Source organism: Corynebacterium sp. Marseille-P4611, assembly GCF_916618765.1.
Taxonomy (GTDB): Bacteria; Actinomycetota; Actinomycetes; order Mycobacteriales; family Mycobacteriaceae; genus Corynebacterium; species Corynebacterium marquesiae.
Genome location: NZ_CAKAKD010000001.1, coordinates 1739388 through 1761095 on the forward strand (window position 1 = coordinate 1739388; position 21708 = coordinate 1761095).

The following is a 21708-nucleotide window of genomic DNA, read 5'->3' on the forward strand; positions in this document are numbered from 1 at the left end:
GATGGTCTGCGTGGATATTTGGTACGGAATCGATGACATCCCCGCGGAAATGGGCCCAACGTCAGTAACCATCGGCGTCTTTGACGGCCTGCACCGGGGCCATCAGCAGCTCATCTCCGCCTGCGTGGAGCATGCACGCGCCCATGGTGAGCGCCCTGTCATGGTGACCTTTGACCCGCACCCGGTGTCGGTATTCCTCCCGGAGCGTGCGCCCTTGGCGGTGCTGAGCTTTGAACGCCGACTGGAATTGGCCGAAGAGATGGGCATTGCAGCCGTGCTCGTTATTGACTTCACCCGAGACCTTGCTGGGGTGGAACCACGGCCCTACGTAGAGGATCTATTGGTAGGAAAGCTCGCAGCACAGCACATCGTGGTAGGCGAGAACTTCACCTTTGGCGCCGGCGCCACCGGAACCGCCCAGGCTATGCAGGACTTTGGTGCCGAGTTCGGCTTTAGTGTCGAAATCGTCCCACTGCTGGATGATGAGGGCGTGCGCATTTGCTCCACCCACATCCGTGAGTGCCTTGCGCAGGGGGACATCGAATCCGCAAACTGGGCTCTCGGCCGCCATTTCACCGTGACCGGCCCCGTAGTGCGCGGCGCAGGACGTGGTGGCAAGGAGCTCGGATTCCCCACTGCCAATCAGTATTTCCCAGATACGGTGGCCATCCCGGCCGATGGTGTGTACGCGGGCTGGTTCATCGTGCACTCTGATTCCTCTATCGAAGGGGATATGCGCCCTGGCGTGGCCTATGCGGCCGCTATTTCCGTAGGTACTAACCCCACCTTCGGCGATGAGGAGCGCTCTATCGAGTCCTTTGTGCTCGACCGCGACGCTGACCTGTACGGCTACGAGGCCACGGTGCACTTTGTGGGCCACCTCCGCGATATGGTGAAGTTCAATTCCGTAGACGAGCTGCTAGAAGCGATGGCCAATGACGTAGCCAAGGCCCGCGAGGTGCTCGCTGCCGATGCTAAGGCGCAGGGCTGGACCGCGAAAGACTACTTCCTGCGGGAGAAATAAATGAAGGCGATTCTCGATCTTGATACCGGCATTGATGATGCCCTAGCGCTGGCGTACGCCATCGCCCATCCGGACCTGGACCTAATCGGCGTGACCTGCACGTACGGCAACGTGACCGTGCCCTTAGCCGTGCGCAATACACTGGCCCTTCTAGAGCTATTGGGCCAAGACGATATTCCAGTCTTTGCCGGGCCTAGCCCGGATGGTTTTCGGCCAAGCGAGATTTCTTCTTTTATCCACGGTCACAACGGCGTGGGGGAGGTCCTTCTTCCGCCGGCAACTACCCAGGCGCAGTCCCAACCTGCGGCCGATTTCCTTATCGAGGCTGTGCACGAGCACGGGGATGATTTAGTAATCATTCCGACCGGCCCGTCCACCACGATTGCTGCCGCCATGCAGCAGGATCCTTCCTTTGCCACGGCCGCACACCTGGTGATGATGGGTGGGGCTCTCACCGTTCCTGGCAACGTCACGCCGTGGTCTGAGGCCAATATCTCCCAGGATCCGGAAGCTACCGATTACCTCTTCCGCCACACTATCGATACCACCATGGTTGGTTTGGATGTTACCTTGCGCACGCTTTTGACCACGGCGGAGTCCGCTCGTTGGCGCGCTACCGGTACCCGCGTCGGCCGCGTTTTTGCGGATATGGTGGACTATTATATCCGCGCTTATGCCACCACATCGCCCCACTTGGGCGGGAGCGGCCTGCACGATCCATTGGCCGTTGCGGTGGCGGCAGATGCCTCGCTTGTCGACGTCCTTTCGATAAATCTCAAGACTGACACCGCCGGCCCTACCCGTGGACGGACAATCGCGGATGAAACGCGATTGGATGCGCCGCCCACCGCCCGTGTGGCTGTGGGTGTGGATAGTGAGCGCTTTGTGCGAGAGTTTGTCGAACGCCTTGAGATGCTCTTCAGCGAGCTTTAAAAGCACAGCCTAGAAGCCATGTGGTTTTGATTTTTTCTGCCTGGGCGCTGTAAGGTGTTTGCTTGGCTTAGCGACTGCGGTTCACAGCAGTTGCGGCACGCACAAGTACTGCGCGCAGCGCAGGCTTAAGCGTCACGATAATGTGGACTGAAATAAAGGAGAAATACTCATGGCATTGACCACTGAGAAGAAGGCTGAAATCCTCAAGGAGTACGGCCTGCACGAGACCGATACCGGTTCCCCTGAGGCACAGGTTGCCCTGCTGACCTCCCGCATCAATACTTTGACCGAGCACCTGAAGTTCCACAAGCACGATCACCACTCCCGCCGTGGTCTGCTGCTGATGGTTGGTCGCCGTCGTGGCCTGCTGAAGTACCTGGCTGAGAACAACGTCGATCGCTACCGTGATCTGATCTCTCGCCTGGGTCTGCGCCGTTAAGTTCGGCCCAGCTTCGGCCACCTCGCCCCGCCCTTTGGCGGGGCTTTTGTGGTTTTTCTGTTAGAATTTGACAGCGTTGTCATAGACAAAATCGACCAGGCGGCATCGACGATCGCCTAAACCACTCAAGGAGACATTTTTTAATGAGCGTTCAGAACTCCGTCGAGTTCAATATTGACGAGGACTTTGGCATTACGGAGGCCATTGCCACGCTAGACAATGGTGACTTCGGCACCCGCACCCTGCGCTTTGAAACTGGCCAGCTGGCCCGGCAGGCAGACGGCTCCGTGACCACCTACTTGGACGATGACACCATGTTGTTGGCCACGACTACCGCGTCCAACCAGCCGCGTGAGGGATTTGATTTCTTCCCGCTGACTGTGGACGTAGAAGAGCGCATGTACGCGGCCGGCAAGATTCCGGGCTCCTTTTTCCGCCGCGAGGGCCGTCCTTCTTCTGAAGCCATCCTGGCATGCCGCCTTATCGACCGCCCGCTGCGCCCAACCTTTGTCAAGGGCCTGCGCAACGAGGTCCAGGTCGTTGTCACCGTGATGTCCCAGGATCCGGAAGAGTATTACGACGTCGTTGCTATCAACGGCGCTTCCGCCGCCACCCAGCTGTCCGGCTTGCCCGTTTCCGGCGCTGTTGGCGGTGTCCGCATGGCACTGATCGCTGATGATAAGCACCCCGAGGGCCAGTGGGTGGCCTTCCCGAACCACGAGCAGCACGAGCGTGCTCTCTTTGAGATGGTCGTTGCCGGCCGCATTGTCAAAAAGGGCCGCAAGGACGACGTAGCCATCATGATGGTCGAGGCCGGTGCCGGCACCAACGTTGCTGAGCGCATTGCCGACGGCGCCCCTGCACCGCAGGAAGCAACCGTTGCTGAAGGCTTGGAAGCAGCAAAGCCATTCATTAAGACCTTGTGCGAAGCCCAGAACGGTCTCGCAGAGCGTGCCGCCAAGGAAACCCAGGAGTTCCCACTCTTCCCGGCATACGGCGATGATGTCTTCGCGGCAGTGGAAAAGGCTGCTACCAAGAAGCTAGAGAAGCTGCTGACCATTCCGGGCAAGCAGGAACGTGACGACGCCACTAATGAATACATGGAGCAGGTCGAAGAAAAGCTCTTGGACCAGTTCGAGGACTTGGAAGAGGCCGATGCGTCTAAGCAGATTCGCGGCGCTTATAACGCTTTGATGAAGCAGATCGTACGCCAGAAGATCCTCTCCGAGGGCTTCCGTATCGATGGCCGCGGCGTTACCGATATCCGTGACCTTTCCGTTGAGGTGGACCTGGTTCCGCGTGCTCACGGTTCCTCCCTGTTCGAGCGCGGTGAGACCCAGATTCTGGGTGTTACCACCCTGGACATGCTCAAGATGGAGCAGCAGATTGATTCCCTGACCCCGGTGGAATCCAAGCGCTACATGCACCACTACAACTTCCCGCCATTCTCCACTGGCGAGACTGGCCGCGTGGGCTCCCCGAAGCGCCGCGAGATCGGCCACGGTGCATTGGCCGAGCGCGCTCTGCTTCCGGTCATCCCATCCCGCGATGACTTCCCGTACGCCATCCGCCAGGTCTCTGAGGCCTTGGGCTCCAATGGCTCGACCTCTATGGGCTCTGTGTGTGCCTCCACCTTGTCCCTCTACAATGCCGGTGTTCCGCTGAAGGCTCCGGTAGCTGGCATCGCCATGGGCCTGGTCTCTGGCGAGGTAAATGGCAAGGAAAAGTTCGTCGCCCTGACGGATATCCTCGGTGCCGAGGATGCCTTTGGCGATATGGACTTTAAGGTTGCCGGTACCTCTGAGTACATCACCGCTCTGCAACTGGACACCAAGTTGGATGGCATCCCGTCTAAGGTCCTGACCCAGGCCCTGGAGCAGGCTCGCGATGCCCGCTCTACCATCCTGGAAACCATGGCTGAGGTCATCGATACCCCGGATGAGATGTCCGGCCTCGCTCCGAAGATTACCTCCGTCAAGATCCCGGTTAATAAGATCGGCGAGCTTATCGGACCAAAGGGCAAGACCATCAACCAGATCACTGAGGAAACCGGCGCCGATGTCTCCATCGAGGATGACGGAACCGTCTACGTTTCCGCTGCTACCGGTGAGGCTGCGGATGCTGCCATCGATAAGGTGAACTCCATTGCAAACCCCCAGCTGCCGAAGGTTGGAGAGCGCTTCCTGGGCACCGTGGTAAAGACCGTGCCGTTCGGCGCATTCGTTTCCTTGACCCCGGGTCGCGATGGCTTGATCCACATTTCTAACCTTGGTGGCGACGAGCGCATCGAGAAGGTAGAAGACGTCATCAACGTTGGCGATAAGGTTCAGGTAGAAATCGCGGATATCGATAACCGCGGCAAGATTTCCCTGGTTCCGGTGGAGGACTAATTCCTAAACCCAAAGAAGGCTCTGCCTTCCAGCTCACTCGCTGGTTGGTAGAGCCTTTCTTCGTAGATGTGCACCATTTAGAGGCGCCGCTAAACGTTAGTTCTGGAAGTCGATGACCACGCGCGAGGGGTCCTTCAGATACGTCACGGAGTAGGCAGTCTTCTTCTCTAGCCCAATAATAAGCTGTGTTTGTGCCTCGAAGGTGGTGGTGTAGTGGACTGCGCTGACCACCCCGGCACCAGGGGTAGTGCCTGGCTGCATGTACTTTTCTTTTAGCTCTGGGGTAGAAGGCCACGGCGTTCCCTCAATGCCTAGGTTGAGGAAGGTATTTCCTTGGACCTCAACCGGTTTTCCGGATGCCTGTTGGGCAGGGCTATCAGTATAGGAAGTAAACCACCCCGGTTCACCTTCGCCCTCCATGTCAATGACGACGCGGGTGAACCCATCGTGCGCCCCCACCCGCACACCCGTGGGGACGAAGTTTCCGAGACTCTTTGGCATATGCTGTTGATCCTCGAGAGAGGCCGTGCCCATACCGGCGAACGCCATTGAGGCAGAGTCTTGGGGGAGTTTTTGCTTTTCTGCATCCGCCGTTGAGGTACTGCGCGGTGCAGAAGTGGTGGCAGGGGTAGGGGAGCTGTTCTGAACTTCAGGAGTGTCGGTAGTTGACTGAACCTCACTGAAAGCCGGCGCGCCTGCCTGCGTAGTGTCCTCATCGGAACAAGCGGCAAGTGCTAACGCGCATCCTGCACTGATGGCCACGGCGATAGTGCGAGAGAAAATTGAGGGAGACATATTCATCACTTCCTTGGTGCTTACCGTGTTGCTACACCCATTCTACTGGGGCAGATGGGACAACCATTAGGAAGTGATGCAATTGTTAATCCGTGTGATGAGGGGAGGGTGTGACTACTTCTTCAGTTCCACGAGCTGAATAAGGTTGCCCACGGTGTCATCAAAACAGCGATGATGGACGGCCCGACATCGGTGGGCTCCATGGTGAACTGCACGCCCTTGTCACTGAGCTCCTTATATTCGGTTTCCACATCGGCGGACAGGAACTGCGTGACCGGAATACCGTCCGCCTTGAGTGCTGCGGCATAGTCTTTGGCGGCGGGATGGCCCTTCGGTTCCAGAAGCAGCTCGGTATTTCCCTCACCTTCAGCATTGGTAACAGTAAGCCACCGAAAATCGCCGTGAGTTACGTCATTCTTGACTCGGAAGCCAAGGGTATTGACGTAAAAATCGTGAGCGCGGGCAACGCCGTCTACGGGGACGGAAGCGATATATATATATATATCTGCATGCTCGCCATCCTAGTGAGACTCAGGGCATCGTCGAAGAGCGCAAGTCCATTCCAAGGCAGTCGAGGAATTGTGCAACCCCCATGCGCGTTAGGATGGGGAGAAAAGTACTACCGATGTGGCTGAAGAAGGAGAACACACCATGGCTATCAAGGTTGGCGTACTGGGCGCGCATGGACGCGTAGGCCAGGCAATCGTTGAAGGTGTCAACGCGGAAGATGACCTCGATCTGGTAGCGGAAATTGACCGCGGGGATGATTTGCAGCAGCTTATCGACGCCCACGCTGAGGTCATTGTGGACTTTACCCAGCCAGACTCCGTAATGAGAAACCTTGAATTCTGCATCGCAAATGGAATCCACTGTGTGGTGGGAACCACCGGCTTTGATAAGGAGCGCTTGGCTCAGGTAGAGGAGTGGACCAAGCAGGACGGTGCCGGCAATGTCCTCATTGCGCCGAACTTTGCCATTTCCGCAGTGCTCACGATGGTGCTAGCTAAGCAGGCTGCTAAGTTCTTTGAGACTGCAGAGGTTATCGAATTCCACCACCCAACCAAGTTGGATGCGCCGTCCGGTACTGCGATCCATACTGCCGAAGGAATTGCCGCCGCCCGCAAGGAGGCTGGTCTGGGTGACATGCCGGATGCTACCGAAAAGCAGCTCGATGGTGCCCGCGGCGCCACCGTCGACGGCATCCCGGTTCACGCGGTTCGCACCCGTGGCATGGTGGCACACGAAGAGGTTGTCTTTGGTGCTCAAGGTCAGTCGCTGACCATCCGCCAGGATTCTTATGACCGCGCGTCCTTTACACCAGGCGTACTGGTGGGCGTGCGCCAAATTGCAGACCACCCGGGCCTAGTCGTAGGCCTTGATAAGTACCTGGGGCTTTAAACCATGGCTAAAGCAAGTGAGCTAGACATTCAGCTCATTGCCGCAACGCAGTTCCACGCCCCGCAGGGCGTGGAGTGGCGCGTGGATGACTCGGCCTCTGATGGCGAGGCACTTGTCGAGTTTGCAGGACGGGCTTGCTACGAGTCCTTTGATAAGCCAAATCCTCGCACGGCAACTAATGAAGCCTACCTGCACCACATCATGGAGGTAGGCCATACTGCGTTGCTCGAGCATGCCACGGCCACCATGTACATCACAGGGCTGTCGCGGTCGGCGAGCCATGAGCTCGTGCGCCACCGGCACTTTTCCTTCTCTCAGCTCTCCCAGCGCTTTGTGCACCCGGAGGAGACGGAGGTGGTCCTGCCTAAATTGGTGGCTGAGGACGAGCAACTTAGCCGATTAGTAACGCAAGCGGTAGATGAGACTCGCTTTGTCTACGATGAACTGCTTAGCGCACTAGAAGAGAAGCTGGATGAACCTAACGCGCTCCTGCGCAAGAAGCAGGCTCGTCAGGCGGCGCGTGCCGTGCTGCCAAACGCCACAGAAACGCGCATCGTTGTTACTGGCAACTATCGCGCGTGGCGGCACTTTATTGGTGCACGGGCCGCCGAACAGGCCGATGAGGAACTCCGCCACGTTGCGGTGGAGTGCCTGAAACTGCTGCAAAGCAAGGCGCCAGAGCTCTTTGATGATTTCAATATCACCACTCTGGCTGATGGAACCCAGATGGCAGCGAGCCCCTACGCCTAACACGCGCGGGACCCCGATGCGGCTAATTGCAAGCCAAAAGGGTAATCTTGACGGCTATGAGCACAGGTATGACAGCAAAGACTGGCGTCGACACCTTTGGACGCATCGGCGTCGCCATGGTCACCCCATTTGACCGTGACGGTGCGCTGGACGTTGCAGCAGGTCGTCGCCTAGCAGCTCATCTCGTTGACAATGGCGTTGATTCGCTCATCCTAGGTGGAACCACGGGTGAATCGCCGACCACTTCGGTCGAAGAGAAGCTGGAGCTGCTCAAAGCCGTAAAGGAAGAAGTAGGAGACCGCGCAAAGCTTTGCGCCGGTGCCGGAACGAATGACACCGCAACCTCTATTAAGTTGGCTCAGGCCACCGCGGAAGCGGGGGCAGATAGCCTGCTGGTGGTAACTCCGTACTACTCCAAGCCTTCTCAGAAGGGCGTTTACGAGCACTTTGCCGCAGTCGCGCAAGCCACGGATCTGCCGATCTGTGTCTATGACATCCCTGGCCGCTCGGGCATCCCAGTGGCGCCGGATACCCTCCGCCGCCTTGCGGATTTGCCGACCATCCAAGCCGTAAAGGACGCTAAGGGCGACCTTCCTGCGGCCGCAGAACTCATCCAAGAAACCGGTTTGGCCTGGTATTCCGGTGATGATCCGATTAACCTGCCGTGGCTTTCCCTCGGCGCTTCTGGTTTCATCTCCGTCATCGGCCATGTTGCACCGCGTGCCTTGGTAGAACTTTATGAAGCTTTCGACGCGGGCGATATGGCCCGCGCCCGAGAAATCAATGTCACTACGCTTCTTCCGCTAACCCATGCACAAGCTCGGTTGGGCGGAGCGACGTTTGCAAAGGAAGCCCTGCGCCTGCAGGGCATCGAAGTTGGCGATACCCGTCTTCCTGTCACCGCTGCGAGTGAGGAGGAACGCGAGGTGCTTCGCCGTGATCTGGAACAATCTGGAGTCCTCTAAGAATGAATGAACCCCGTAACCGTTCCCGCAAGGTGACCCGCAAGGCGGGTCCACCGGCGGAAAACGAAACCGCCTCCAACGAGGCGGCTTCGCCAGTTTTCCAAGCCCCAGCAACTGACGCAGGCAATTCCGCGCAGGATAATTCCGCTAAGGGCGACAAAGATAATTCTGGCAAGAAGAATTCCTCTGACAACAACACTGATGGCGGCAGCAACAACCGTCGCTCCCGTTCCCGTGGCAGCCGCGGCCGTGGCCGTGGTGGCAACGGCAATGGCAATAACCACGGTGGAAACAATAACCACGGCGGCAAGAACGGCAACGGCAACGGAAAGAACGGTAAGGGCCGCAGCCGCAATAACCGTGGCCGCCGCAACGTGCCGAAGTCTATGCAGGGTGCGGATCTGACCAAGCGCCTGCCGGAGCCACCGAAGCAGCCGAAGGATGCCCTGCGCATTTACGCTCTGGGCGGTATCTCGGAGATCGGCCGTAATATGACCGTCTTCGAGTACGGCGACGACCTCATCATCATTGACTGCGGTGTGCTCTTCCCATCCTCTGGTGAGCCAGGCGTGGACCTCATCCTGCCTGACTTCGGCCCCATTGAGAAGAAGATCCACAAGGTCAAGGCCCTCGTCGTTACCCACGCGCACGAGGATCACATTGGTGCAATCCCGTGGCTGCTCAAGCTGCGCCCGGATATCCCCATCGTTGCTTCCCGCTTCACCATCGCGCTCATTGCTGCAAAGTGTAAGGAGCACCGCCAGAAGCCGAAGTTCGTCGAGGTTAATGAAAAGTCTGACGTAACCTACGGTCCGTTCCGCGTGCGCTTCTGGGCAGTCAACCACTCCGTGCCGGATGCTTTGGGCATCATGCTGGGAACCCCAGCCGGCAACATCATCCACACCGGTGACATCAAGCTGGACCAGACCCCGCTGGATAACCGTCCAACGGATCTCCCAGCCCTGTCCCGCTATGGTGACGAGGGTGTTGACCTCATGCTGTGTGATTCCACCAACGCCACGGTCCCTGGTGTATCGGCGTCTGAGGGCGATATTCCCGCCAACTTCAAGCGGCTCGTCGCCGGCGCTAAGCAGCGCGTAATCTTGGCGTCCTTCGCCTCCAATGTTTACCGTGTCCAGGCCGCTATCGACGCCGCTGTGGCTAACGGGCGCAAGGTAGCTTTTAACGGCCGATCGATGATGCGCAACATGGAAATTGCGGAGAAGATGGGCTTCTTGAAGGTTCCACGCGGCACTATTATCCCCATCGATGAGGCAGCCAAGATGGCTCCGCATAAGACCATGCTGATTACCACCGGTACTCAGGGTGAGCCCATGGCAGCTCTGTCGCGTATGGCTCGCCGTGAGCACCGCCAGATTACCGTCCGCGATGGCGATACCATCATCTTCTCTTCCTCACTCATCCCGGGCAACGAGGAGGCCGTCTACGGCGTCATCAACATGCTGTCCCAGATCGGTGCCAACGTTATTACCAACCAGGATGTAAAGGTGCATGCTTCCGGTCACGGTTACGCTGGCGAGCTACTCTTCCTGTACAACGCAGCGCGCCCGCGCAACGCGATGCCGGTGCACGGCGAGTGGCGCCACCTGCGCGCCAATAAGGAACTGGCTATTTCCACCGGTGTGGACCGCGACCGTACCGTGCTGGCACAAAACGGCGTCGTCGTGGACCTGCACAAGGGCCGCGCTGAGGTCGTAGGCCAGATGCAGGTAGGCAACCTATACGTCGACGGCGTATCCATGGGCGATGTGGATGCCGATACCTTGGCTGATCGCACCAACCTGGGTGCCGGCGGCGTGGTTTCTATCACCTGCGTGATTGATAACCGCACCTCGCGCCTGCTGGAGCACCCAACGGTATCTACCACAGGCTTCTCCGATGATGACCGCGGCATCGTGCCGGAGGTTGCGGAGATGGTGGAAAACACCATGAACGATCTCGCCGCAGAGGGTGAGAACGATACCTACCGCATGGTGCAGAAGCTTCGTCGCAAGGTATCCAAGCTTATGGATTCCAAGTACAAGCGCGAGCCGGTTATTCTCCCGACCATCGTGCCGACTAATTCCGGTCCTTTGGTTACCGATGAAGAAGATGTTGACGCTTCTCGGGAGTCCCTGTAAATAGAACGGGTTCCTCGCGCTAAGTAAAAGCAAGCCCCAGCATGCCAGTTAGCTCGGTATGCTGGGGCTTATGTCGTTTTCTTCTGCTGAGCGCGCCAAGATGGTAGCGCTATTTCATAAGCTTGGCCCCGATGCCCCCACCTTGTGTGAGGGCTGGACAACCCGCGACTTAGCGGTACATCTGTGGGTGCGGGAAAATCGCCCCGATGCGGCCGCCGGTATCTTCGTTAAAGCACTGTCTGGCCGTCTTGAAAAGGAATCACGCAAGGTGGCCGAGCGCGACTTTGCTGAGTTGGTTGATGACTGGGGGAGGGGGCCTGCTTCCTATAACCCCGTCCGGTTTGTGGATGCACAGCAAAACTTTGTGGAGCACTTTGTTCACCACGAAGACATTCGCCGGGCTAACGGCATGGGCCCACGCGACTTTTCGGCACGCATCAAGCAACAGATGCATAGCTACCTAAAGCCCTTGGCTAAGCTGGCTCTGCGCAAATCTGAACGTCCGGTTATTCTGCAGCCGGAAGGTTTACCGCGAATCGTGGCCGCCGATTCGCATGGCGTGGCGGATAAGGGTGATGCCGTCGTCCGTGTTTCAGGCGAGGTAGGCGAGCTCATCCTCTGGTCCTTCGGGCGTGATGCTGCTGAAGTTAAGGTCGAAGGGGATACCGAGAAGATTGTAAAGTCAAATATCTAAACTTGATTTAAGTGTTTATCCTTAACTGCAGGCTGTGACTGAGGTGTATGCCGATAGATTGAGGTCTAGGAGTTAAAGAAACGCGTGTGGCTAATGTTATTTATGGGGTGGCCCGGTTAAAGTAGAGGCATGTCTGTCAAAAATGCCTCTTCGCGCGGAACGCGCCGAAAGTCGAATCGTTCACGGCCGTCGGGCCGCAGCCGGTCCGGTGCTGGCATGCCGGAAAACCTGGCTATGACGTCTTCGCATCGGCGCGCGGCGGCGACCTCGCAGGAGCGTACGGGCAGTGCGTTCCGGGCCGTCGGCAAGGGCTTAGGCGTTGCCTTTGGTGCCACGGCCCGCAGCATGGGAAATATGGCGCGGGGCGTAAGCCATGGCGTGGCGGGGCTCAAGCCCAGCGAAGACGTATATGACACCGAGGAGTACGAGACGACGAGGGAGCCGGAAGAAATTTCTGCACGCGGGGAGAAAAAGAAGAAGAGCAAGGTTACTCGGGCGCGCGATGTAGCCGCGGAAGAAGAACTTTCTACCATGGAAGTAAGCGAGGAAGAATCACGCGGTATTCAGGTGAAAAATCCTGATGCGGTGGCGCTCGTTTTAATCGGCATCGCCATCGTGCTTGCGGCTACCGTCTGGTTTGGCGTTGCCGGCCAGGTAGGCGCCTGGGTGGGCAATATCGTCCGCTACGTCATTGGTGCAGGTGCCTGGGTGCTGCCGGTGGCATTGGTGGCCTTGGCCATCTCCTTGATGATGGATATCTCCGGCCCAGCGGGGCACTTTAAGCCGCGCATTGTGGGCGGCATCAGCATCATCGTCCTTGCCATGCTCAGCTTGATCCACATCTTTGCTGGCACCCCTGAGCTTGGCTTTACCCCGGACAGCGCCGGTGGTGCTGGCGGTGTAATCGGCTACGCTATCGGCGGCCTTCTGGAGACGGCCTTTACCTCTTTCGTCGCAGTGCCGTTGCTTTTCCTCGTCATTATTTACGGCGCCTTGTTAGTCACCGGCATTACTATCCGCGAGGCCTATGAGTTGGTGGCTGATGCCATTGCTGCGGCCTTCTCCCGCTTTGGTGGTACGGATGAAGACTATTACGACGAAGAGGGCGATGACCTCTACGGCCACGTGACTGGCGATATTGATGACATAGCGGAAGGCCGTGAGCGCAGCGAGCGCCCAGCACGACCTGTGGCCAAGCGTCGTTCCTCTGAGCGTGGTGGAAGCCTGCGCGCTTTCCGACGCCCCACTGAAGACCCCGCCCCGCGTGGTTCTTCTTACCCGGTGGATTCCCCTGCTACAGCAGAGGAGGAACAGGCCACCCGCGCCTTTAGTGCACCAACCCGAGGCGGGTTCCAGTCCGTGTCTAACGCCGCTGAAAAGCCTGTCTCCCGCGATATTGGGGATACCGATGAGATCCCGGTGGTAGACGACGCCGCTGCGTCATCGCCAGCACAACCTGACTCCGGACATCCAGAAACGACCCGAGTGCTGGGCACTACTCGTCAACGTCCCACTTCTGCTTCCACTCGCTCGGCTACGGCGACGGGCTCTGATGCTGGCACCGCCGCCGGTAACGCCATTGGCTCGGCCGCTGGTGCGGCTGCGGGCGCCGCGGGTGCTGCTGGAGCTGCAAGTGGCGAAGCAAAGATTGCTGCTGCGGGTGCTGCCGGTGCCGCTGGCGCTGCAGCAGCCGGTGCAGCTGCAGGCGCTGCTGGATCTGCGGTGGAAGGAGGCGCTGATGTGGTCTCGTCCGCGCACGAGAAGGCCCGCCAACTCTTCCGCGAGCGCTCCGGACGCGACGCTACGACCGGTGCACAGGTGGACTCCACCGAGCCCGCAGCCGAGGCAGCAGGGGAAACGGGAACTTCTGCCGCTCCTGCGCCGTCCGCGCAGTTTGGCAATGAGAATTACGCGGTTCCTACCACGGACCTGCTGACCCCGGGTACTCCAGCAAAGGAGCGCACGGAGATTAATGACCGCATCATTGAGGCCATCACCGATGTCTTCGAAGAGTTCAAGGTCGATGCCCAGGTAACCGGCTTTAGCCGTGGCCCAACAGTTACCCGTTATGAAATCGAGCTGGGACCAGGCGTTAAGGTATCGAAGATTACGAACCTGCAGTCCAATCTGGCCTACGCCGTGGCCACGGATAATCTACGTTTGCTCACGCCCATCCCGGGCAAGTCGGCCGTCGGCATTGAGGTCCCGAACCCGGACCGCGAGATGGTGCACCTGCGCGAGGTGCTTGATGCGCCGAGCATGACCAGCTCCCCGGACCCCATGCTCATCGGTTTGGGCAAGGACATCGAAGGCGAATACACCTCGTTCTCGGTACAAAAGATGCCGCATTTGCTGGTCGCCGGTGCTACCGGTTCCGGTAAGTCCGCTTTCGTCAACTCCATGTTGGTCTCGCTGCTAACCCGAGCCACCCCTGAGCAGGTTCGCCTCATCCTGGTGGACCCGAAGATGGTGGAACTTACCCCGTACGAGGGCATTCCGCACTTGATCACGCCCATCATTACCCAGCCGAAGAAGGCTGCAGCAGCCCTGCAGTGGCTGGTGGAGGAGATGGAGCAGCGCTACATGGATATGAAGGCTGCTCGCGTGCGCAAGATTGAGGACTATAACCGCAAGGTGGTCTCCGGCGAATATCAGGCACCGGCAGGCTCCGAGCGCGAGGTACGCCCGTACCCGTACATCGTCTGTGTCGTCGACGAGCTGGCGGACCTGATGATGACTGCGCCAAAGGAGATTGAGGACTCCATCGTCCGCATCACCCAGAAAGCGCGTGCCGCCGGAATTCACCTGGTGCTGGCAACCCAGCGCCCGTCCGTTGACGTGGTGACCGGTCTGATTAAGACAAACGTGCCTTCACGCTTGGCCTTTGCGACGTCCTCCCTGACGGACTCTCGCGTTATCTTGGACCAGGGTGGCGCGGAAAAGCTCATTGGTATGGGCGATGGCCTCTTCATTCCGCAGGGCAAGCGTCCTGTGCGTATGCAGGGCGCATTCGTCTCGGACGATGAAGTCATGGCGGTTGTCGATGCCGCCAAGTCGCAGGCCGCGCCGAACTACACCGAGGGCGTGACTGAAGAGAAGCAATCCGAGGCCAAGCAGGAAATCGATGAGGAAATTGGCAAGGACATGGACGACCTCCTCGAAGCCGTCGAGCTGGTGGTCACCGCCCAGTTGGGCTCGACCTCAATGCTCCAGCGCAAGCTGCGCATCGGCTTTGCCAAGGCCGGTCGTCTCATGGACCTCATGGAATCTCGTGGCGTCGTCGGTCCATCAGAGGGCTCCAAGGCCCGCGAGGTACTAGTGAAGCCGGAAGAGCTCGATACCATCATCTGGATGATCAAGGGCGCTGATCCTGCCGAGGCGCCGAAGGAAATTCAGGAGGAGATGCAACAGCAAGAGCAGGACGAAGCTGCCGCTACTTCCGACGCCGCCTCTTCCGCTGGCTCCGATTCCTCCCCGCAGGGCGATGCCGAGGACACCCGTACCGTCCAGGCAACGTATAACCCTTCGACAGGTGCCTTCTAAGCTCGTGTAGAGTTGGACGGGTCTTGGAGGGGAGTACCCCATCCTTCGGCATTGATCGTCAGCACGGAAGCGTTACGCTCCCGGTCGTGTCGGCCCGGCTGCAGCTATCTAGCCGGGCGGGGGAGACCTCCGGTTACTTTGTTGTATCTTCGACCGGAGGGATGTACCAATGCATGTGCCATTGTGGATCTGGGCGATTTCCATCGTCGTCATTCTTGGATTCTTTGTTTTTGATTTCTACTCCCACGTGCGCACCCCGCACGAGCCGACGCTGAAGGAATCTGGGTTCTGGACCCTATTCTATGTCGGTATCGCTTTACTTTTTGGTGCCGGCGTGTGGGCCATATGGGACCACGAGCACGGCATCCAATACCTCACGGGTTACGTGACAGAGAAGGCGCTATCCGTAGATAACCTCTTTGTTTTCGCGCTTATCATGGGCGCCTTCAAGATCCCGCGTAAGTACCAGCAAAAGGTATTGCTCATCGGTATCGTTATTGCCTTGGCATGCCGCCTGGTGTTTATCCTTTTGGGTGCTGCGGTCATCGCGGCATGGTCCGATATCTTCTACCTGTTCGCGATATTTCTCATCTACACAGCGATCAAGCTCATCGTCGATGAGATTCGGGATGCCCCCGAAACCGATCCCAATGACATGGCCATCATCAAGCTGATCCGCAAGGTAGTCCACGTCACCCCGCGCTACCACGGCGATAAGCTCACGCACCGCGTGGAAGATTCCTCGGGCAAGCGGAAATTTGCGTTCACCCCGCTATTTATTGCGTTGGTGTCCATTGGCCTTATCGACGTGATGTTTGCCTTCGACTCCATCCCAGCCATTTACGGTATTACCTCAGAAGCGTTCTTGGTCTTTACCACGAATGCTTTCTCCCTCATGGGATTGCGCCAGATGTACTTCCTGCTGGATGGCCTACTGGATCGTTTGGTGTACCTGCCCTATGGTTTGGGTATCATCTTGGGCTTCATCGGTGTAAAGCTCATGTTCCATGCGCTGCATGAGAATAACTTGCCGTTTGTAAACGGCGGCGAGAACGTGGAGTCGATCCCAGAATTTTCCACCATCACCTCACTTATCGTGATCGTGGGTGTACTGGTTATTACGGTTATCGCCTCGATTATTAAGAACAAACGCGATGAGAACCAAGGCGGAGTGCCGGTATCGCACAATCACTTCGACTGGGACGAGGAAGGCAATAAGATCGTCCGGAACAAGAGGGGCGAATTCTTGGGCAAGGCCGAAGACCTGCCCAAGGAAGAGCTACCACACTAGAAGCGGGTGTTTACGGGATTCCATTCGCGGAAGCTGCGGCCGGTGATGCAGCCCGCCTGGTAGAAGGGGTCGTTGTCCATGAGGGCAATGGCGTCGGCGACCACGGCGTCGTCGGCAAGCCCCACGATGATGAGTGCGCCGCCCTTGGAATCCGTCAAGGGGCCGGTGGCAATGATGGTGCCCTCCTCAAAAAGTTGCGCGGTAAACTCGCGGTGCGCGGGGCGAGCCTTAGCAATCCCAGGATTATTGGGGTTGTAGTCGTAGCTAACAGCAAAATACTTCATGCTACGCATTTTAAAATGCAGGGGCATCCAAGCGCAGGTGCTTGGTGCTAACAGGTAGTATGTATAACGTGAATCAACCCGGAACACAGTCAGCGCAATCCTCGGATGTGAATCCACAGGTGTCCAATTGGAACCTGCCAAATCTTCTCACCAGCCTGCGCATTCTTTTCATTCCGGTTTTCGCATGGCTAGTTATTGCCGGCCATGAATGGTGGGCTTTTGGCCTATTCGCCGCCTTAATGCTCACAGATAAGCTCGACGGGGACATCGCACGTGCCCGTGGCCTTATCACCAATTTTGGCAAGATTGCTGATCCCATCGCGGATAAAGCGCTTATGACTACCGCACTGGTATGCCTCAACTTCATCGGGGTGCTGCCAGTGTGGATTACCGTGGTCATTCTCATCCGTGAGTTCGGTATCACCATCTGGCGTATGGTTTTGTTGCGCCGCGGCAAGGTGGTACCTGCTTCGAAGGGCGGCAAGCTGAAGACTGTATTGCAATCCTTGGCAGTCGGGCTGTATTTGTGGCCGTTGCCGGAGTGGATGAACGTACCTACCTTCCTAGTGATGCTCTTGGCCGCAGTGGTGACCGTAGTTACCGGCGTCCAATACCTTATCGACGGCAAGAAGCAGAATAGCTAGGTAGTTCATGAGCACCATGGCGGCCCGCCTCGTATCCGAGCTCACTGAGCGCGGCGAGACTTTGTCCTTTTGTGAGTCACTTACTGCTGGGTTGGCCAGCGCCACGGTGGCTTCTGTCCCTGGAGCCTCGGCTGTTTTGCGCGGAGGGCTTATAACATATGCCACCGAGGTGAAGTCCCACTTTTTGCACCAACCGGTAGCCGATATCGAAGCAGCCGGAGTGGTTTCTGGGGAGACCGCCCTTGCTATGGCCCGCGCGGCAGTGGCAGAAACCGCTGCGGATTGGGGGATAGGCCTTACCGGAGTGGCAGGACCAGACCTACAAGAAGGCAAGCCGGCGGGCACCGTATATATCGGCATCTATTCTCCTGGCAGAGTCGCTTTCTCCCAGTTGCTATCCGGATTGGGCAAGGAGCGCAACGAAATTAGAGAGGCCACGGTCGCAGCCGCCTTGCGTCTACTGTGCGCAACTGTGGAAGAAAATCCGGCACTGCGGGAACAATAGCGAGACAAGGAGCGTTGACCATAGTGATGAACACTTCTACTGCAGTCCTCGAACACCCGGTAAACGGCGCTGTTGCACCAGCGGCGCCCGCCACTGCTCGTACCCCTGAGCCGCTTTTGCGTGAGGCTCTTGGGTTGACGCTGCGCGCCTTCCGCGCGGACAAAGGAGTGACCCTGCGCGAATTGGCCGGAGCGGCCCGCGTATCGCCGGGTTACCTGTCAGAGCTCGAACGCGGCCGCAAGGAGGTCTCCTCTGAGCTTCTTGCGTCCGTGTGCCACGCGCTGGATTGCTCAGTCTCGGACGTATTGATTGAAGCGGCCGGTTACATGGCCCTGCCCTCCATGGATGAGGAGCTAGCCCATACGGCACCTGCCGCATCAGAGCTTTAGCCCATAGCGGTCTATGTCAACAGCCGGCCTATTCTCTTGCGAGGAAGGTCGGCTGTGGTGGTTAAGGGGGCGTCGGCAAGCGCCCGCGACCGCGGGGAGTACAAGCGGTGGAAACAGCGCTTCGCTAGTATAAACAGCAGAACATTACGCACATTTTTAACCTAGAAAGGTTGAAGCACACCATGGCGAACCCATTTGTTAAGGGCTGGAAGTACCTGATGGCTCTCTTCGATAATAAGATCGAGGAAAACGCCGATCCGAAGGTGCAGATCGAGCAGGCTCTTGAGGATGCTCAGCGCCAGCACCAAGAGCTTTCTCAGCAGGCAGCCGCCGTGATTGGTAACCAGCGTCAGTTGGAAATGCAGCTTAACCGCCGTTTGGCAGAGGTAGAAAAGCTGCAGGGCAATGCTCGCCAGGCTCTGGAATTGGCTGATCAGGCCCGTGCCAAGGGCGATGAAAATAAGGCCGTGGAGTATGAGAACGCGGCCGAGGCCTTCGCCGCCCAGCTGGTTACGGCTGAGGAGTCCGTGGAGGATACCAAGAAGCTGCACGACCAGGCACTACAGCAGGCAGAAAAGGCCAAGAATGCGGTTCAGCGTAATAACGCCGCGCTGCGCGAAAAGGTCAATGAGCGTTCCAAGCTGCTTTCCCAGCTGGAGCAGGCAAAGATGCAGGAAAAGGTCTCTGAGTCTTTGAACTCCATGAACGAGCTGACTGCCAATGGCAATACGCCGTCTCTGGATGCTGTGCGCGATAAGATTGAGCGCCGTTACTCCAAGGCACTCGGCCAGGCTGAGCTTGCTGAGAACTCCGTGGAAAACCGCATGGCCGAGGTACAACAAGCTGGTATTCAGATGGCCGGTCATTCCCGCTTGGAGCAGATTCGCAGTGAAATGAACTCTTCTAAGTCCGTGGAAGGCAATAAGGCCCAGGCCATTGAGGGCAATAAAGCTTCTGGCTCTGCTGCCGACAACGCTGCTCAGCCCGGCAGTGCCAACAACGATGCTGTGCAGGCCCGTCTGCGTGAGCTGCGTGGGGAGTAATCCCCGACTGTCTTCTAAATAATTATCGCCTCCCTCGGCCATCATGTGGTGGTGCAAGGGAGGCGATAACTTATGCTGCTAGTCGCCGACGCCGCGGGCCTGCAACGCTTCCCCCATCGCGCGCGCTCGCCGGATGGAGCGAATAATAACGGGGGTGCCAAATGCCAGCGGGGACATCCCGGCGCCGCGCGCTTTGCGGGCATCGAGGACTTCGTAGACGGTTTCAAACATCAGCGGGATGAGCCGAATCGTCAGTGACATAGCCAAGCTGATGTTTTCTACCGGTATTCCTAGTCGCTTTAGGGGCTGCAGCGACTCTTCCAGCGACTCCATGATTTCATCTACCGTGGAGGTCAGCGTGAGCAAGAAGGCAGCCATCATAGCGGCGAAGACATTGAGGAACATCACCGCCGCATAGTCGAAGTCCTTTGCCCACCATTGAAAGCCTGCCAAGGGGACTAGGAAAAAGAGAGGCGGCCAGATTTGACTCCATGCAATGCCCAGTGGGATCCGTGCACAAGCATAGAGGATGACAACGAAGATGACCCCGCCTGCTGCCCACGGAATGGACTTGAAAAAGATGCTGGTGACCAGGATAAAGACTAAAAGGAATGCGATCTTCCAACTAGGTTTGATGCGATGAACAAAACTGGTGCCATCAACATAGACGGAAAGTGGGAGATTCGTGCGTCGTTGCATGACAATTCTCCCTACAGCGGCCGCTGGGCCATGAGGTCTTGGTAAAAATCTATGACCTCCGCCGGCCGGCCATCCGCGGCGATGCGGTGGTCATCGATGCAAATGACCCGATCAAAATCGCGCAGAAAGTCCAGATCGTGCGTCACCACAACTAGTTGCTGTTCCAATCGCGCGAATTCTCTTTTGATTCGATCGCGGTTGCGCAGATCCAGCAGGGTAGTGGGCTCATCAGCGATGATGAGTATCGGGTCGATGACCATGACCGCTGCCAGCGCAAGGAGCTGCTTTTGTCCGCCAGACAGCGTGTGCGGTGAGCGCTCAGCAAAGTCGGCGAGTCCGAAGCGTTCGAGGGCAGCATCCACGCGGGCGAGGCGCTCGTGTTTGGGCAGCTTAAAGCGGCGGAGCGAAAAGGCGACGTCATCGCGCACATTGGGCATGACAATCTGGTTTTCGGCATCCGAAAAGACAAACCCCACCTTTTCGCGCACCTTTTTGCCCTGCTTGGCGACGTCCATCTGGTCCACCGTCACCGTACCTTCACTAGGTTCGCCCAACCCATTAATGAGCCTGGTCAAGGTGGATTTTCCGCCACCGTTTTGGCCGATAATGCCAATTCGCTGTTCGGTGAGGGTGAGGTTGATGTCCTCGAGCACCACGGTGTCATCAAAAGCCACCGAGACCGAGGAAAATTCGATCGTGGGCACTAGGCGGCCTTTCGTCCCATCAGATCGGGGAAGGCCGAGTGAACACCGAGAGCGATGATGACGGCAACGACAAGCTTTCCGGCATCGACAGGGATGAAGGGCAATTGCGCTGCGAAGGCTGGGCCAATTTCCAAGCCAGAGCGGATCATGAGACCAAAGGCGCCGCAGATGTATTGGACGGCAAGGCCGACAATGGCAGCAATGGCAAGTATGACCGCCATGCCACCCTTGTTCTTAGGGGAGCGGTAGGCAATTGCACCTGCAATCGCTGGCGAGAGAACATAGCCGATGATGTAGCCCGCGGTTGGGCCTGCCAAGGCACGCAGCGTAGTACCGCCACCTGCTAAAACTGGGAGGGCAAGGCCCAGGAACAAAAAGAGGAGTCCCACGTAACCGCCGCGCTTGCTACCCAAAATAAGGCCGGCGAGGATCAGCGCTGCGTTTTGCAACACGATGGGCACGCCGGCCGAACCGATGGGGATGGACACGAAGGCAAGGACGATGACGAGAGCGGTAAACACGGCAACATAGGCAATGGTGGTTGCCAGAGAGTTCTTTTTCATGTTCAAGAGGTTAGCACTGCATGAAAACTGCAGACAATTGAGGGTTTTGAACGGTGTTCATCCGAGGCTGATACTTGTGAGGCAGGGCCATTGCGGCGGGCTCCCAATCGACGCTTTCTAGACCTCTGGCGCCTGTGCTTTAGTGCTGAGTAGGATGGCGCGCATGCGATTGACCGAGTATCACCAGCTCATTGTGGATGAATTTGGCGAGTCTAAGGGAAAGTGGATTAGCCACTCCCATGTCCTGCCTGACCTCGGGGCGACACCCGATGAGCTTATCGAACGCGGCGTCGATCCGCGTCGCGTCTGGCTGAGCCTGTGCGATGACTTTGATGTACCGAAGGAGCGCAGGTTGGGGGTCGATTACCCTACTTTATAGCGGCGTCGAATTTGACGGACTGGCGTGTTCACTTTCAAAATTCGAACAGATGTATGTAAGATGGCGGAAGTGTCGATGCAGTCGTCTACAGTGGGATGGCGTTGACGGAGGGAACCGTTTGAGTTCCACGGCAGT

General features: G+C 57.8%; 21 protein-coding genes and 1 pseudogene. 16 read left to right on the top strand and 6 right to left on the bottom strand.

The features are described from left to right. Window position 1: 1 nt before the first annotated feature. The 4 genes from LG376_RS08355 (at window position 2) to LG376_RS08370 (ending at window position 4786) form a co-directional block, all read left to right on the top strand. Complete coding sequence (locus tag LG376_RS08355) at window positions 2–1024, top strand: bifunctional riboflavin kinase/FAD synthetase (RefSeq protein ID WP_225746814.1); 1023 nt, start codon at window positions 2–4, stop codon at window positions 1022–1024. After that, complete coding sequence (locus LG376_RS08360; protein WP_225746815.1) at window positions 1025–1957, top strand: nucleoside hydrolase; 933 nt, start codon at window positions 1025–1027, stop codon at window positions 1955–1957. Window positions 1958–2126: 169 nt separating this feature from the next. Beyond that, window positions 2127–2396, top strand: a complete 270-nt coding sequence (gene rpsO / locus LG376_RS08365) for a 30S ribosomal protein S15 (protein WP_005278802.1) — start codon at window positions 2127–2129, stop codon at window positions 2394–2396. 143 nt (window positions 2397–2539) lie between these two features. After that, window positions 2540–4786 (top strand): polyribonucleotide nucleotidyltransferase, encoded by a 2247-nt coding sequence (locus LG376_RS08370; protein WP_225746816.1) that lies wholly within the window; start codon window positions 2540–2542, stop codon window positions 4784–4786. A gap of 96 nt (window positions 4787–4882) precedes the next feature. Here LG376_RS08370 and LG376_RS08375 read toward each other — a convergent pair whose 3' ends face one another. Both LG376_RS08375 and LG376_RS08380 read right to left on the bottom strand, forming a co-directional pair. Next, window positions 4883–5287 (bottom strand): AMIN domain-containing protein, encoded by a 405-nt coding sequence (locus LG376_RS08375; protein WP_225746817.1) that lies wholly within the window; start codon window positions 5285–5287, stop codon window positions 4883–4885. Window positions 5288–5695: 408 nt separating this feature from the next. Further along, window positions 5696–6084 (bottom strand): annotated as a pseudogene (locus LG376_RS08380) (VOC family protein). A gap of 148 nt (window positions 6085–6232) precedes the next feature. Between LG376_RS08380 and dapB the strand changes: the two are divergent. The 7 genes from dapB (at window position 6233) to LG376_RS08415 (ending at window position 16363) form a co-directional block, all read left to right on the top strand. After that, window positions 6233–6979 carry a 4-hydroxy-tetrahydrodipicolinate reductase gene (dapB, locus tag LG376_RS08385; RefSeq protein WP_225746818.1) on the top strand — a complete coding sequence of 249 codons (747 nt, stop codon included), beginning with the start codon at window positions 6233–6235 and terminating at the stop codon, window positions 6977–6979. A 3-nt stretch (window positions 6980–6982) separates the two neighbouring features. Beyond that, window positions 6983–7729 (top strand): FAD-dependent thymidylate synthase, encoded by a 747-nt coding sequence (gene thyX / locus LG376_RS08390; RefSeq protein WP_225746819.1) that lies wholly within the window; start codon window positions 6983–6985, stop codon window positions 7727–7729. Window positions 7730–7785: 56 nt separating this feature from the next. After that, the gene (gene dapA, locus LG376_RS08395) at window positions 7786–8694 is read left to right on the top strand and encodes a 4-hydroxy-tetrahydrodipicolinate synthase (protein WP_225746820.1); all 909 of its coding nucleotides are present in this window, start codon (window positions 7786–7788) and stop codon (window positions 8692–8694) included. Between the two features lie 2 nt (window positions 8695–8696). Next, a complete protein-coding gene (locus LG376_RS08400; RefSeq protein ID WP_225746821.1) occupies window positions 8697–10835 on the top strand; it encodes a ribonuclease J in 2139 nt (712 codons plus the stop codon). A 58-nt stretch (window positions 10836–10893) separates the two neighbouring features. Beyond that, the gene (locus LG376_RS08405; protein WP_225746822.1) at window positions 10894–11529 is read left to right on the top strand and encodes a TIGR03085 family metal-binding protein; all 636 of its coding nucleotides are present in this window, start codon (window positions 10894–10896) and stop codon (window positions 11527–11529) included. Between the two features lie 216 nt (window positions 11530–11745). After that, window positions 11746–15072 (top strand): DNA translocase FtsK 4TM domain-containing protein, encoded by a 3327-nt coding sequence (locus tag LG376_RS08410; protein ID WP_370633404.1) that lies wholly within the window; start codon window positions 11746–11748, stop codon window positions 15070–15072. Window positions 15073–15241: 169 nt separating this feature from the next. After that, window positions 15242–16363, top strand: a complete 1122-nt coding sequence (locus LG376_RS08415) for a TerC family protein (RefSeq protein ID WP_225746824.1) — start codon at window positions 15242–15244, stop codon at window positions 16361–16363. Here the strand turns inward: LG376_RS08415 and LG376_RS08420 are convergent. Further along, window positions 16360–16647, bottom strand: coding sequence for a YciI family protein (locus tag LG376_RS08420; RefSeq protein ID WP_225746825.1), 288 nt, complete (start codon window positions 16645–16647; stop codon window positions 16360–16362). The two genes, LG376_RS08415 and LG376_RS08420, sit on opposite strands and share 4 nt — an antisense overlap. A gap of 59 nt (window positions 16648–16706) precedes the next feature. Here LG376_RS08420 and pgsA point away from each other — a divergent pair, with 59 nt between their 5' ends. The 4 genes from pgsA to LG376_RS08440 all read left to right on the top strand — a co-directional run bounded on the left by pgsA (window position 16707) and on the right by LG376_RS08440 (window position 19228). Further along, window positions 16707–17291, top strand: a complete 585-nt coding sequence (gene pgsA, locus LG376_RS08425) for a CDP-diacylglycerol--glycerol-3-phosphate 3-phosphatidyltransferase (RefSeq protein ID WP_049377432.1) — start codon at window positions 16707–16709, stop codon at window positions 17289–17291. Window positions 17292–17298: 7 nt separating this feature from the next. Further along, the gene (locus LG376_RS08430; RefSeq protein WP_225746826.1) at window positions 17299–17796 is read left to right on the top strand and encodes a CinA family protein; all 498 of its coding nucleotides are present in this window, start codon (window positions 17299–17301) and stop codon (window positions 17794–17796) included. Window positions 17797–17822: 26 nt separating this feature from the next. Beyond that, window positions 17823–18185 (top strand): helix-turn-helix domain-containing protein, encoded by a 363-nt coding sequence (locus LG376_RS08435; RefSeq protein WP_225747372.1) that lies wholly within the window; start codon window positions 17823–17825, stop codon window positions 18183–18185. Window positions 18186–18367: 182 nt separating this feature from the next. After that, window positions 18368–19228: a PspA/IM30 family protein gene (locus LG376_RS08440; RefSeq protein ID WP_225746827.1), complete on the top strand. Its 861-nt coding sequence runs from the start codon at window positions 18368–18370 to the stop codon at window positions 19226–19228. 78 nt (window positions 19229–19306) lie between these two features. On the opposite strand, the gene LG376_RS08445 is transcribed toward LG376_RS08440, so the two are convergent. The 3 genes from LG376_RS08445 to LG376_RS08455 are packed head-to-tail and all read right to left on the bottom strand — an operon-like array spanning window position 19307 to window position 21194. Next, complete coding sequence (locus tag LG376_RS08445) at window positions 19307–19927, bottom strand: energy-coupling factor transporter transmembrane protein EcfT (protein WP_023021358.1); 621 nt, start codon at window positions 19925–19927, stop codon at window positions 19307–19309. A gap of 11 nt (window positions 19928–19938) precedes the next feature. After that, window positions 19939–20631, bottom strand: coding sequence for an energy-coupling factor ABC transporter ATP-binding protein (locus LG376_RS08450; protein WP_225746828.1), 693 nt, complete (start codon window positions 20629–20631; stop codon window positions 19939–19941). Continuing rightward, window positions 20631–21194, bottom strand: a complete 564-nt coding sequence (locus tag LG376_RS08455; RefSeq protein ID WP_225746829.1) for a biotin transporter BioY — start codon at window positions 21192–21194, stop codon at window positions 20631–20633. Before LG376_RS08455 ends, LG376_RS08450 begins: the two co-directional genes overlap by 1 nt. A 163-nt stretch (window positions 21195–21357) precedes the next feature. Between LG376_RS08455 and LG376_RS08460 the strand changes: the two genes are divergently transcribed. Further along, window positions 21358–21573 carry a DUF3046 domain-containing protein gene (locus tag LG376_RS08460; protein ID WP_005325117.1) on the top strand — a complete coding sequence of 72 codons (216 nt, stop codon included), beginning with the start codon at window positions 21358–21360 and terminating at the stop codon, window positions 21571–21573. Window positions 21574–21708 lie beyond the last annotated feature (135 nt).

Coding starts and splice junctions, on each gene's coding strand:
- LG376_RS08355 (WP_225746814.1), top strand. CDS start 2: ATGGTCTGCGTGGATATTTGGTACGGAATCGATGACATCCCCGCGGAA.
- LG376_RS08360 (WP_225746815.1), top strand. CDS start 1,025: ATGAAGGCGATTCTCGATCTTGATACCGGCATTGATGATGCCCTAGCG.
- rpsO (WP_005278802.1), top strand. CDS start 2,127: ATGGCATTGACCACTGAGAAGAAGGCTGAAATCCTCAAGGAGTACGGC.
- LG376_RS08370 (WP_225746816.1), top strand. CDS start 2,540: ATGAGCGTTCAGAACTCCGTCGAGTTCAATATTGACGAGGACTTTGGC.
- LG376_RS08375 (WP_225746817.1), bottom strand. CDS start 5,287: ATGCCAAAGAGTCTCGGAAACTTCGTCCCCACGGGTGTGCGGGTGGGG.
- dapB (WP_225746818.1), top strand. CDS start 6,233: ATGGCTATCAAGGTTGGCGTACTGGGCGCGCATGGACGCGTAGGCCAG.
- thyX (WP_225746819.1), top strand. CDS start 6,983: ATGGCTAAAGCAAGTGAGCTAGACATTCAGCTCATTGCCGCAACGCAG.
- dapA (WP_225746820.1), top strand. CDS start 7,786: ATGAGCACAGGTATGACAGCAAAGACTGGCGTCGACACCTTTGGACGC.
- LG376_RS08400 (WP_225746821.1), top strand. CDS start 8,697: ATGAATGAACCCCGTAACCGTTCCCGCAAGGTGACCCGCAAGGCGGGT.
- LG376_RS08405 (WP_225746822.1), top strand. CDS start 10,894: ATGCTGGGGCTTATGTCGTTTTCTTCTGCTGAGCGCGCCAAGATGGTA.
- LG376_RS08410 (WP_370633404.1), top strand. CDS start 11,746: ATGCCGGAAAACCTGGCTATGACGTCTTCGCATCGGCGCGCGGCGGCG.
- LG376_RS08415 (WP_225746824.1), top strand. CDS start 15,242: ATGCATGTGCCATTGTGGATCTGGGCGATTTCCATCGTCGTCATTCTT.
- LG376_RS08420 (WP_225746825.1), bottom strand. CDS start 16,647: ATGAAGTATTTTGCTGTTAGCTACGACTACAACCCCAATAATCCTGGG.
- pgsA (WP_049377432.1), top strand. CDS start 16,707: ATGTATAACGTGAATCAACCCGGAACACAGTCAGCGCAATCCTCGGAT.
- LG376_RS08430 (WP_225746826.1), top strand. CDS start 17,299: ATGAGCACCATGGCGGCCCGCCTCGTATCCGAGCTCACTGAGCGCGGC.
- LG376_RS08435 (WP_225747372.1), top strand. CDS start 17,823: ATGAACACTTCTACTGCAGTCCTCGAACACCCGGTAAACGGCGCTGTT.
- LG376_RS08440 (WP_225746827.1), top strand. CDS start 18,368: ATGGCGAACCCATTTGTTAAGGGCTGGAAGTACCTGATGGCTCTCTTC.
- LG376_RS08445 (WP_023021358.1), bottom strand. CDS start 19,927: ATGCAACGACGCACGAATCTCCCACTTTCCGTCTATGTTGATGGCACC.
- LG376_RS08455 (WP_225746829.1), bottom strand. CDS start 21,194: ATGAAAAAGAACTCTCTGGCAACCACCATTGCCTATGTTGCCGTGTTT.
- LG376_RS08460 (WP_005325117.1), top strand. CDS start 21,358: ATGCGATTGACCGAGTATCACCAGCTCATTGTGGATGAATTTGGCGAG.